The organism is Pseudomonas sp. Q2-TVG4-2, assembly GCF_013620795.1.
Classification (GTDB): Bacteria; Pseudomonadota; Gammaproteobacteria; order Pseudomonadales; family Pseudomonadaceae; genus Stutzerimonas.
This window is the reverse complement of the sequence record NZ_LGLW01000006.1, coordinates 117,740-130,072: the sequence shown is the minus strand read 5'-3', so window position 1 is coordinate 130,072 and position 12,333 is coordinate 117,740. Positions and strand designations below refer to the sequence as shown.

The window sequence follows — 12,333 nt, the reverse complement described above, 5'->3', positions numbered from 1 at the left end:
GGGGTTTCCGCGCCAGAACAACAAACGCGCCGTGAGTCCGATCCGATGAATGAGTACGAACAGGAAGACCCGATCCCGCAGGGCGATCTCGCCCTTCAACTAACCGCCCTGCCACGGGAAACCAACGGCTTCGGTGATATTTACGGTGGCTGGCTGGTCTCGCAGATGGATCTGGCGGGCACCGCGATGGCTAGCCGGGCGGCGGGTGGACGCGTGGCGACGGTGTCCATCGATCGCATGGCCTTCATGGTGCCGGTGGCGGTGGGCGCGCAACTATCCTTCTATACCCAGACGCTGGATATTGGACGCAGTTCGATTCGCATGTTGGTGGAAGTCTGGAGCGATGACCCGCTATCGAGTGAGTGGCGCAAGGTCACCGAAGCCGTATTCGTCTTCGTCGCTATCGACGGCAGTGGCCGCACCCGCCCCGTCACGCCACGACGCTGACCATTTACCGCTCACCTCGCTGACTGCGGGCTCAGCTCGTAGCGATTCTTGCCGGCCTGCTTGGCCTCATACAATGCGGCATCTGCGGCCTGATACAGCTGTGCAGCGGTCTGCTCCGGCTGCAGCATCGCCACACCGATGCTCGCAGTAACATGGCTGCCAGGGGCAGCCGGATGCGGCATTGCACGTTCGGCAAGCGCCGTCAGAAACTGCCCGGCAATCTCCCGAGCCGAATCCGCGTCACAGTTGAATAACAACAACGCGAACTCTTCGCCTCCCACTCGTGCTGCCATATCCAGCGGGCGCCGTGCGAAGCGCTCGAGCAATATGCCGAACTCCTTGATCAAGACATCGCCGGCGGGATGACCAAAACTGTCGTTGTAACTCTTGAAATTGTCCAGGTCGAACAGCATCAAGGTCAGCGGTTGGCGGTCGCGCCGCGCCTGCAGCAGCATTTGCTGCAACGTGGTATCGAAACTGCGGCGATTGGCCAGACCGGTCATGGCATCGTGCTGGGCGACCCAGCCGAGCAACTTGCGTATCAGGAACTGCTCTCGCTGAGAGTATTCGTGGGCATAGCGGCTGATGGCGCCGAGCACCAGCAACACTAGGTAGTAGCTGACCGAGATCCAGTGCACCTGCAACTCGTTGGGCGAAAGAATCATGACCGCAATGAGTAGATCGAAGAGGACGATCGCCACCGCACTGGCCAGAGCACGCCAGAAGGTTACGCCGAGAAAGAAGAACGAACAGATGATCAACAGGCCAGCACCGTAGCGAAACGCCAGCTCCGGCTGGGTGACCTCATATTGCATATCAATCCGCGCCGCGATCACCCCGATCATCACGACAAACAGCGGGAGCATGCGACTGGCGATGTCCCGCACCTGCTTGAAGAACAAGGTTATCGACAGCACCACCAGCCCAGGAATGATCTGCAGCAGACGCAGCAGTGTCAGCTCGTACAGCCACTCGGGATCAAGGTGACCAAATAGCCTTTGTTCAGCATAGAGATAACCACCAACTACCAAGATCAGCAGGCAGGCGCCGAGCTGTTGCGCCAGTCGCGCCTGACGATCCAGATAAACGCGGAACTCGCGCTCCAATTCCGGAACGAACAGCAGGCGACGGAAGCCGTGAAGCAGCTGTTGTCCGTAGAGTGTGTCCCGATAGTCTTCGGCAGACTGTTTTTCTATCGTTCGCATGGGTGCGGCTCGTATGCAGGCCCCCACGATAGTATCAGTTCGATATCATTGCGCTCGTTTTCCTGATGAGCGCTCAGCTTCCAACGTCGCAACAGAATAAACGACTGGCTTGCGGACGTTGCCGCGGCGCTCCACTATCCGTTGACCTACGTTCATGGATGTATCGCGTGACTGCCCTTCTGCTTGCTCTCTGGCCATTATTCGCTCTGATCATCGCCGGCTATTTCTTGCGATTGCGTGAATTTCCCAGTGAGGCCTTCTGGCCCGGTGCCGAACGGATCAACTACTTCGTGCTGTTCCCGGCGCTGCTGTTCAGCAGCCTGGCTACCGCACCGTTGACCAATCCCGCGTTACCGCGCCTGGCCGGGGCAGTCATGCTGGGGCTGGGTGTCGCATGGGCGGGATTGCTGCTGTTCAAACGGGTGCGCGGCTGGTCCGCCGCCCGATTCGGCGCATTTGCTCAGGGCGCGCTACGCTTCAATACCTATCTGGGCTTGGCGGCGGTGGGCAGTCTGTTCGGCAAGGAAGGCCTGGCGCTGGCGGCGTTGATGCTGGCTCTGATGGTGCCCACGGTGAACGTCATGTCTGTGTGGGCGCTGACCGCCGAGCGTGGCGTCAGCGTGCGCACGCTGCTGTTACCGATTCTGAAGAACCCGCTGATCCTCGCCTGCGTAGCCGGCGCCCTGATCAATCTCTCTGGACTGGGCCTGCCTGGCGGCACCGATCGCTTGCTGGGTCTGCTCGCCGCCGCAAGCCTGCCGCTGGGTCTGCTATGTGTCGGTGCCGCACTAAAACCGCGGGAACTCGGCGGCGAAATCCCCGCACTCGGCTGGAATAGCACCCTTCGCCTGCTGGCCGTGCCGCTGCTGGCGTACGCGGTGGCTCGGCTGCTCAACCTGCCGGCAATGGAGACGACCATCCTCGTGCTGTTCTTCGCCTTGCCCACAGCGCCGACGGCCTACGTACTGACCCGCCAGCTCGGCGGCGACAGCCATCTCATGGCGGGCATTATCACGTTGCAGACCTTGCTCGCCGCCGCCAGCCTACCCCTGGTGCTAACCCTGCTGAACGGCTAGGGTCTGTTGACGTTTCGCTTGCAGCCACGCCGAAACGGCAACTGGATCCAAGACAGATCAGCGCACCACCTGGGTTTTGAGCAGGCGCAGCAGCCCCACCGCGAAGACCAGGCCGAGCGAGGCCAACAGCAGCATCGGCCCAAGGTAACCCATCAGGTCCTGCAGCCAAGCCAGCAGCGGCGTGCCGATCAGGATGCCGACGTTGCCCATGCGCTCTGCGCTATAGCTACCCTGTTGCCAGATTTCGAACGCAGCGTGAAGCGGCAGCAGAGCCAGCGGCAGTAGCAACAGACAGAACCAGTAACCCGCCCGGCGTCTGGGGCCGAGCAGCCCCCAGGGCTGGCAGAGTGCGCGAACGAACTGAAAGAAGCAGAGCGAGTAATAGCCGGCCAGCAGCACCAACCCGGCGCCCATCCAGGATGGTTCCAGCCAGCAGGCGATGAGGGCGCCGACGACGCAGAAAGAGCTCAGCAGTGCCCATAGGATAAAAAACGTCTTTTTCATGCCCGTATCCGTTGCCTCGCGGTGAGCGTGCATCGGAACAGAATTCAACGGCCGATACGCACAACGACTTCACGGAAACGAACGCCCGCCGGGGCCTCGCGGAACGGCACTGCATTGCGCCAGGAGGTCAGAACAGACTGAGCTGATCGCTGGGTTGCGTGACGGGTGCCGCCTGGTCCAGGTCGGGTACGACATCAATTTCCAGCGCCAACCGCTCGGCCAAGCCGGCAGCTCGCTCGGCACGGGTGTTCACCGCCTCGGCGAGCCGCGCCGGTAGCGCCCAGATTTCCACCTTTCGCTTGGCGCGGGTAATCCCGGTGTAGAACAGCGAACGCGTGAGCAGCGGGCTGGACTGCTCAGGTAGCGCCAGTAGGACGTCGGTGAATTCCGAGCCCTGGCTCTTGTGTACGGTCATGGCAAAAGCACTGTCATGACTCGGCAGCCGCGCCGGGGCGAAACCGCGAAAACCTTCGTCTCCCTCGAAAAACACCCGCAGGCCCTGCTCGGTTTTCAGGCACAGACCGATGTCGCCGTTGAACAGGCCCAAGGCATAGTCGTTCTGCCGCACCATCACCGCGCGGCCTGGGTACCAACGTTCGCGGGCCGGCACGCCGAGACGACGCTTGAGGCGTGCTTCCAATGACTCGTTGATGCCAGTGACACCGAAGGCGCCTTGGCGCTGCGCGGTCAGCGCGCGGAAGCCGTTGAACGCATCAAACGCCACAGCGGGATCCGCTTGCCGCGCGGCCTGCAGGTAGGGCGCATAGCCCTGTTCCAGCCGCTCGATCAGCGCAGCCGAGGCCGGCGTGGCGTTCCAGGCAAGGTCGGTGCGCTGCTCCTGCAGCAGCGTCACGATGCCCTTGGCGTCGCCGCCATTGATCCGCCGCGCCAGCTCTCCGATGCCGCTGTCACCGGCAAAACGATGACTGTGGGTGAGCAGCACCACTGCGTCACCGAGGCGAGAAAGCGGCCTGTCGACCGGTACGCTCTGGCCTGTGATGCGCTGCAAATCGTTGGCCGCCTGCTCATCGAAACCGCGCCCCTCGCACAGTTCTGCGAACACCGCGCCGGCTTCGACCGCAGCCAGTTGATCCTTATCGCCGAGCAGGATCAATCGCGCCTTGGGCGGTAGTGCGGCAACCAGTTTGGCCATCAGCGCCAGGTCGACCATGGACGCCTCGTCCACCACCAGCACGTCCAGCGGCAGCGGATTGGCGGCGTCGTGACGCACCTTCGGACTGTCACCGCGGCTACCAAGCAGACGATGCAGGGTTCGAGCGTCATCCGGCAGCGCCTCCTTGACCGCATCGCTGGCCGGCAGGTCGGCCTTGGCATTGCGGATCGCCTCGGCCATGCGTGCCGCGGCCTTGCCGGTAGGGGCGGCCAGGCCGATGGCGAGGCGTTCCCCCCCGGGTTGCTCCAGCAACGCCGCCAGCAGGCGCACGACGGTAGTGGTCTTGCCCGTCCCGGGGCCACCGGAGATCACCGTCAGCCGCCGCCGTACCGCTTGTGCCGCCGCCAGACGCTGCCAGTCAGGGCTCTGCTGATTGAAGGCGAACAGTCGCGTCAGGCTTTCGCTCAGCTGCAACTCGTCGATCGCCGGCGCATCGGCCCCGCGCGCCAACAGCTGGTCGGCCAGCTGCTGCTCATAGGCTTGATAGCGCGCCAGATAGAGGCGATCACCGTCGAGGATCAGCGGTGCGTAGTCATCAGGCGCGCCGATCAGGGGCGAGGCCTCAAGCTGTTCTCGCAAAACCGCGAGCAGCGGCAGGCTTCGATCGGCATCGGGCCAAGGACGCTTACCGGCCACCCGCCCGAGCGGCAGGCAGACATCACCCGCAGCTAGCGCTTCGCAGCACAGCGCAGCGGCGATCAACACCGTCTCCGGCGTCTCGGGTTCGAGGCGTTGCAGGCTGGCGACAAAGGCACGCTCCAGTGGGCCGAGCGGCAGGTCTAACAGACTCATCATCGTGGCCACCTCGATCCGGCAGGGGCCTCAACTGTGGGAGCGGGTTGGCTGGTGATGTGTTTCTCGTGCCCCCCGGTCGCCAGCAAGCTGGCTCCTACCAAAGCGGATGGAGGGTTCACTAGAACGGCAATTCCTACAAAAGCTAAGCTCATCATTATTTGCCCTCCTCGAACAGCCGATCCAATGCATCGAGCAAAGCATCATCCGGACGCGCGAAATACACGCCCGCGTCCGGCATGCCGCGCAGAAACAGGTAGAAGGCACCTCCCAGCTGCTCGTCGCGGAAATCGGCCAGTCGCTGACGCAGGAAGCGCCGCAACGCCACCAGGTAGATCAGGTATTGCAGGTAGTAATGTTCGCCCGCCAAAGCCTGCAGCAGCCGCTCGCCGCCGTAGTAGCCGGCATCTGGGCCGAGCCAGTTGGATTTGTAGTCGGCGATATACCAGCGCCCGTCGTGCTCGAAGGTCAGGTCGATAAAGCCTTTGAGAAAGCCCTTGAGGCTGTCGAATTCCAACCGCGTCGCGGCCTCACGCAGCGGGGCGGCCAGGCCGCTGGCCGGGTCCGTCAGTAGAGCACGCAGACGCATCACGTCGAGCTCTTGCACCGGGAAGGTGAAGCCCAGCTCCGGCAGGCGTTTAGCGGATTGCAACGCGGCGAGCGTCAGGCCGTCGCCATTCAGATCGGTATCAAGCACCCGTTGCAAATGCTGACTGGCGATCTCCTTCCACTCCAGCGGCAGGCCGAACGCCTGTAGCGCCGGCTCGATCAGCTCCGCCAATGCGCCCTTGTCGCGCGCCCAGTCTTCGAGAATCGCGTGCAGGCAGGTACCCGCACGTGCGCCGCGGGGAAAAGCAAAGAAACCGCTGCCCGGCTCGCCGGCATCGGGGATGGCCAGGGCATCGCGGTCCGGCGCCTCCATATGCATGCCGGCCGCCAGACCGGAGAAACTGCCAATGCGCCAGGCACTGTGCAGGTTGCGGTTGAGCTGCGACAACTGCTGCGGTGGGGTCGCTCGGCCCGGGCCCTGTGCGTTGGCTTCGCGCGCCTCAAGCGGCAGGCAGGCCATGGTGCCGTCGCTCTGCTGGACCAGCCGCTCGATAGCCAGGCGCAGGCTACCGCCGTTGAGATCGGCCAGGTGGTTACCCAGCTCGGTCAATGGCTGAGCCCCAGTAAGCTCGCGGCCGTGCAGCAGCCAGGCCAGCGCACTGGTGTGCAGGCCTTCATCCGCCAGGCTGCCGTCCTTCTTTGGCTTGCACAGGTTCACCGGCCCCCAATGCAGCCAGAGGCGGTCGCGGGCACGAGTCAGCGCGACATAGGCCAGGCGCAGCTGCTCGGCGAACACCTCCTGACGGGCGCGCTCGAGGTTCTCCTCCAGTGCCTGACTGCCGAGGTCCAGCAGCGGCTGACCGTTAACGTCATGGCAGCGCGCGCTGTCGCGGTTCTTGCCCAGCAGCTTGCCGTCCCAGAGAAACGGACAGAACACCAGCGGGTATTCGAGGCCCTTGCTGGTGTGGATGGTGACGATCTGCACCCGTTCGGCATCGCTCTCCAGGCGCAGCAGTGCCTCTTCACCAGCACCTTCGCTGCCACGCTGGGCGTTGAACCAGGCGAGCAAGGGCTCCAGCCCAGGGCGCAGCAGGCTTTCGGCCTGCAGCAGTTCGCTGAGGTGCAACAGGTTGGTCAGCCGGCGCTCGCCATCGACACGCGCCAGCAACCGCTCGGCCACGGCCTGCTCGTCGAGCCAGGCACGGAACACACGCATGAAGCCTTGTTGCTGCCAGAGCTGGTGATAGCGTTCGGCCGCTTCACGCTCGGCATCCCATTGCTGTTGATCGTCCTGGCAGCACGCCAGATCGGCCGCGCTACGGCCCAGCAACCGCGTGGCCAAAGCATAGCGCAGCAGACCTTCGCGTCCTGGCTCGGCATAAGCGGCGAGTACCGCGGCCAGTTCGGTGGCCTCCTCGCTGCGCCAGACACTGTCGCGCCCACGGCGCACGCTGGGCACGCCGCGCGCGGCCAGCTCGTCGGCGATCATCCCGGCCTGCCGGTGGTTGGCCACCAGCACGGCGATATCGCCGCCTTTGAGCGCGCTGAACTGGCCGTCGCTATCGAAGCCGGCTTGGCCCTCGACGGCTGCGGCCAACTGCAGGGCGATGCGTCGCGCGGTGTCGCTCGCCGCCAGTTGCCCGGCGTCGCCCTTGCCCAGCGGATCGTCACCGAGCCAGACCAGAGACAGCGGTGCCGCCTCGCCCTCCTCCACCAGGCGCAGGGTGGCGCGCGACTTCTTGGCCGCACCCACTGGCGGGTATTGCAGATCGCCTTGGGCGAATGGCTGCGGGTGGTCGAACAGCTGGTTCAGCGCGGCAATCAGCTCCGGCGTCGAGCGGTAGTTGGTCGGCAAGTTGAACGGGGCGCGATCGGCCTGCTGCTTCGCCGTCATGTAGGTCGCGAGGTCCGCGCCACGGAAGGCGTAGATCGCTTGCTTGGGGTCGCCGACAAAGCACAGCGAGGCATCACCACCCTTGGCGTAGATGCGGTTGAAGATGGCATACTGGATCGGGTCGGTATCCTGAAATTCGTCGATCAGCGCCAGCGGATAGGTCGCTCGCAGCGAGGCCGCCAGGCCCTCGCCGACCGCACCTTGCAGTGCCTGATCGAGGCGATTGAGCAGGTCGTCGAAGGCCAACAGCCGCTGCGCCGCCTTGCGCTCCGGCAGCTCGCGGTTGAGTCGTTCGAGCAGAGCCACCTGCAACGCAATCAATCGCCGCTTCCCCGCTGGCAATGCCTCCGCCACCCGGTCGGCCAGCTCGTCCAGCGCATGGGCCAGTTCGCATACCGGCGCATCGAAGCCCTTCTTGCAGGCCTTGCTTAGCGCGCGCACGCCGAATTTGGTAACGCCGTCGGGCAGATCGAACATGACCGCTGGATCGGCGAAATAGGCGTCGAGCTCGCTGCGCCACAGTTCGAACTTGATGCGCTTGTGAGTGCTCTGGCTGAGCCCGCCATGGGCGAACAGCTCGGCCACCCAAGCCGTGCCCACCGTCGTCCAGAGCGACGCAGCGCGTTGCCAGGCCGCTTCGGTTTCACTTAGATCGGCAGCGGCCGGCACTTCCTGCGGCTCGACCCGCAAATAGGGCTTGCCCAGGTGGCTGCGCAACCGTTGGCGCAGCCACACCGGGGTGATGCGGCTCTTGGCGAGGAAGCGTGCCCAGGCCGGATCGGCGTCGGCCAGCTCGCTGCGCCAGGCGTCGGCAAGCAGCGCATCGATGATTTCCCGGTCGTCGGCGGTCAGCTCGCTGTCGAAATCGCCGCCCGCTTCGAAGGCTGCGTCCTGCAGCGCGCGCTGGCAGAAGCCGTGAATAGTGAAAATTGCCGCTTCATCGAAGCCATGCACGGCCAGCAACAAACGGCGCCGCGCGGCCTCGTCAGGAAAGCGCGCATGGAGGCGGTTGAGGAAGTCGTCGCCGCTTGGCGTACCTTCATAGACCGCCAGCAGATCGACCAGACGCGCCCGAATGCGCTCGCGCAGTTCGGCGGTGGCGGCAGTGGTGTAAGTGACCACCAGAATCTGCCCCACCGACAGTTGCCGCTCCAGCAGCAAACGGGCGTAGAGCGCAGTGAGCGTCCAGGTCTTGCCGGTGCCGGCACTCGCCTCGATCAGCGAGCGGCCGTCGAAAGACGAGTCGAGCAGGTCGAGTTTCATGCTTGCTCCTCTTCTTCAGCCAGGGCATCCAATGCTGGACCGATCAGCTGTTCGGCCAGGATTTCGAAACGTGCGTCGAGCGGATCGCGATCACGGAACGCCAACGCGTTCCAGGGATCTTCCGCCTCGGCGGCGATGGGGCTGAACTCGGCACCGAGCCAGGCTTCGCGGGCGCGCTTGCGGGCGCACTCCAGCGGTTCGCTGCCGCGCGTCGGATTGCGATAGCCCCTGGCGAAGGCATGGCTGCTGCGCGGCAACAACGGCAAGGGTTCACGGATGGCGCTGCGATAAGCCGCGAGCCAGGGCTCAAGCAGCGCGGCGGCATTCGGCAGCGGCCCCAGCTGCCAGTCGCCCGCGGGTGAAAGCATCAGGCTGTTGCGTTCGATGCCCGGCGTGGACAGATTGAGTAACAAGTGGCGCAGCCAGAACGGCGGCAGGTCCCATTCGCCGAGGCGGCCGAGTTTCCAGCCGAACAACCCCGCCGGGGTTACGCCATCGAGCCAGCCGTGCACCCGCACGCCGGCCAACGTGATATCCACGGGCAAGGGCTGTGGCACATCCTGCGGGCGCATTTCGAATAATCTCGGCGCGAACGCACGCACCGGGCCGCGCAGCTTGCCCCACAATGCCTGGCCCAGCTCGCCGGCCGGCAGCCAGCCCGCCGCACAGGCCATACGGCGCTCCTCAAGGTCGCTCCAGCCATGTTCCAGAGCTTGCAGCGAGAGGCGCCGCAGGCCGTTCCAGGCCGGCATTTCCAAATCGAAGGGCTCGTCGCTGGCAAGCGCCTCCTGAGCATCGGCCAGGCGCAGGCCAAGGCGCTGCTCCAGCAGGAAGCGCGCCGGATGGCGGAAACATTGCAGCAGCTGCGACGGTTCGATGGTCAACCAGGCTTCATCCGGCTCATCCAACAGACTGGAGAAGGGCTGCGGCTCCCGCTGCGGCGGCTGCGCCAGACGCTGCGCGGCACGAAACCAGGGCAGCGAGAAACCGGCACAGGTCGCATTGGCGAAGTTGCCAGGGGCGAATGGCTGCAGTGGGTGGGCGACGAGGATTTTCTCGCTAGCCTTTAGCTCTTTCGGCTGCAAGGCATCGGTGCTGGCAGGATCGCGAGCAAGCTCGCTCCTGCAGACGGCGGTCATATCGACGGCTTCGAGCACTTCGCTGAGCAGCACCGATGGCGGCAGCACGGCATTGTCGCGGGGGTCGCGGCCGACATAAGACAGGTACAGCGCCTCCCGCGCAGACAGCAACGTCTCCAATAGCAGATAGCGATCATCGAGCCGTCGCGCACGATCACCGCGCCGTGGGTGGCGACCGATCAGGTCGAAGCCGGACGGTGGCGTGCGTCTTGGAAAAGCGCCGTCGTCCAGGCCCAGCAGGCAAACCACGCGAAACGGCAGACTGCGCATCGGCACCATGGTGCAGAAGGTCACTGCGCCGGTGAGAAATCCCGAGGCGCCGCCGCCCTGCTGCAGCGCAGCACTGAGCTGCTGGTGCACCAGTTCCAGCTCGATGGGCCGATCAAGGTTCGCGGCCTGCGCCTGGTCGCGCAGCGATGCACAGGCCTGGGATAGCAACAGCAGGGTGTCACCGGCCTCGCGCTCATCGAACAGGGTATCAATCAGCAATTGCAGATCGCCCGCCCACTCGGCCAGCGGACGTGGCCGCGCCAGCTGGTCGGCGAGGTTGCCGAGACGCTCGACGAACTCGACCAGCCGTCCCAACAATTGCCCGCGCGCGCCTTCCAGCGCATCCAGCGGCCAATGATCTCCGAGCAGCGGAGCAGAATCGCCGGCCAGCTGCGGCGGTGCGGCAAAGCCAAGCAACAGGCGATCCAAGCCCTGGCGCCAGGTGAAGGCCGATTCGTCCGGCAAGCCGAGACGGGCGCGCTGGCTGCCGTCGCGGCCCCAGCGTACCCCGGCCTCTCGCAGCCAGTCGCGTAGCAGCGGCAGGTCTTCGTTTTCGATGCCGGCGCGACGGGCGATGGCCGGCTGTTCCAGCCAGGCAAGAATTTCCTCGGCAGCGAAACGGCTCTGGGCCAGCATCAGCAATTCGAGGAACGCCTCGATCAGCGGCATCTCGGCGCGCAGGCTGCGGTCAGCGAGGCTGTAAGGAATCCGCGGGACGCCTTCTCGGCTGGCGAATACGGCTTCGATGAAGGGTGCATAACGCTCGATATCGGGCGTCAGGACCACCACCTGATCCGGGGTCAGCGTCGGGTTCGCGGCGAAGCGCGCCAGCAGCTGGTCGTGAAGGATTTCCACCTCACGCAATGGCGAGTGGGCGATGTGCACCTCTAGCGAGCGGTCGCTCTGCGCCAGTGTCATATGCTCCTCCGGAAGCCGCGTGCGCAGGCGCAGAATGTCGTTCTGCAGCGCATGCAGCAGGCTGTCGTCGCGCAGGTCCTCGTCTTCGGAATACAGGCCGATCTCCTGGCTGCCTTCATTCGAGGTGAGACTGAACAGCGAATCGAAGAAGTCGCGACCCTGCTTGCCGAGGCTGGCCAGCAGCGGGTGGCCGACATCGAGATACCAGTCATCCGGCCCGGTCGGCTGGGGCAATGCTGCCGCGCTCGAACGGGCTGCGTTAGAACCTTGCCCTTCGCTCGCAACGCGCTCCGGCCGCGTGGCCGGACCGGTGGACTGCCGGGCCAGTTCGCGGATATCACGAATCTCACCCCAGGCCTCGCGGCTGGGGTTGAGCGCGCAGATCACCACCTCGATGTGCCGCGCCAGCCCTTCGAGCACGCGCAGATGATGCGGCGGCAGGCTGCTGATGCCGAACACCAGCAAACGCTCGGGCAAGTCGGTCAGGGGCTGATCGTCATAGAGACGCTTAAGCAGATCGCCGAGCAGGCGCGCGCGGTGCGGGTGGCCATCCTTGGTCAACTCGCGCCACAGCAGCGCCTGCCAACCCTCGTCGGGGCCGAGATCAAGCATCTCACCGCGTTCCCAGGCAGCCAGCCAGTCGTCTCGATAGAGCAAATATTGGTCGAAGGTGTCAGCGATCTTCGCTGCCAGGCTCAGACGCCGGCGCTCATCGCCACCGTCCAGGTACAGCGCCAGGCGAGGCGCCAATTCAAGGTTGAGTGGCTCACATAGCCAGCCGTAGAGGCGCCAGGTCAGGGTCGACGGCGAAAACGCCGACTGCTCCGGCAGGCTGCCCAGTACCGCGCGGCTCAGATCCCAGGCGAACTTGGCCGGCAACTGCATTTCCAGCTGCATGGCAATGCCCTGCTTGCGCGCCAGCTCCAGGGTCAACCAGCGACCCATGCCCTGACTCGGCACCACCACCCGCGCAGGGGCGAAGGGATCGCTGAGCGGCTGGGCCAGCAGCGTGGTGGCCAGTTCGCCGAGGGTTTCCAGGTCGGGAGCGTGGTAAAGGCTGAGCATGGGCAGACCGCTGAAAAACGAAGTGGATAGGTTACAG

At 64.8% G+C, this 12,333-nt stretch carries 7 protein-coding genes; 2 read left to right on the top strand and 5 right to left on the bottom strand.

The genetic code is table 11. The features are described 5' to 3' along the window. Nucleotides 1-45: 45 nt before the first annotated feature. Nucleotides 46-447, top strand: a complete 402-nt coding sequence (locus tag H3028_RS13975) for an acyl-CoA thioesterase (RefSeq protein ID WP_181297628.1) — start codon at nucleotides 46-48, stop codon at nucleotides 445-447. 11 nt (nucleotides 448-458) lie between these two features. On the opposite strand, the gene H3028_RS13970 is transcribed toward H3028_RS13975, so the two are convergent. Next, nucleotides 459-1,652: a diguanylate cyclase gene (locus H3028_RS13970; RefSeq protein ID WP_181297626.1), complete on the bottom strand. Its 1,194-nt coding sequence runs from the start codon at nucleotides 1,650-1,652 to the stop codon at nucleotides 459-461. 158 nt (nucleotides 1,653-1,810) lie between these two features. On the opposite strand from H3028_RS13970, the gene H3028_RS13965 reads away from it, so the two are divergent. Continuing rightward, on the top strand, nucleotides 1,811-2,728 hold the full coding sequence (locus H3028_RS13965; protein WP_181297624.1) for an AEC family transporter: 918 nt from the start codon (nucleotides 1,811-1,813) through the stop codon (nucleotides 2,726-2,728). A 57-nt stretch (nucleotides 2,729-2,785) separates the two neighbouring features. Here the strand turns inward: H3028_RS13965 and H3028_RS13960 are convergent, their stop codons facing one another. From H3028_RS13960 to recC, 4 genes are all read right to left on the bottom strand, one after another. Next, nucleotides 2,786-3,232 carry a hypothetical protein gene (locus H3028_RS13960; protein WP_181297622.1) on the bottom strand — a complete coding sequence of 149 codons (447 nt, stop codon included), beginning with the start codon at nucleotides 3,230-3,232 and terminating at the stop codon, nucleotides 2,786-2,788. 127 nt (nucleotides 3,233-3,359) lie between these two features. Continuing rightward, on the bottom strand, nucleotides 3,360-5,198 hold the full coding sequence (gene recD / locus H3028_RS13955) for an exodeoxyribonuclease V subunit alpha (protein ID WP_181298146.1): 1,839 nt from the start codon (nucleotides 5,196-5,198) through the stop codon (nucleotides 3,360-3,362). Nucleotides 5,199-5,355: 157 nt separating this feature from the next. Then, complete coding sequence (gene recB, locus H3028_RS13950; RefSeq protein WP_181297620.1) at nucleotides 5,356-8,904, bottom strand: exodeoxyribonuclease V subunit beta; 3,549 nt, start codon at nucleotides 8,902-8,904, stop codon at nucleotides 5,356-5,358. Beyond that, on the bottom strand, nucleotides 8,901-12,296 hold the full coding sequence (gene recC, locus H3028_RS13945; protein WP_181297618.1) for an exodeoxyribonuclease V subunit gamma: 3,396 nt from the start codon (nucleotides 12,294-12,296) through the stop codon (nucleotides 8,901-8,903). Before recC ends, recB begins: the two co-directional genes overlap by 4 nt. Nucleotides 12,297-12,333 lie beyond the last annotated feature (37 nt).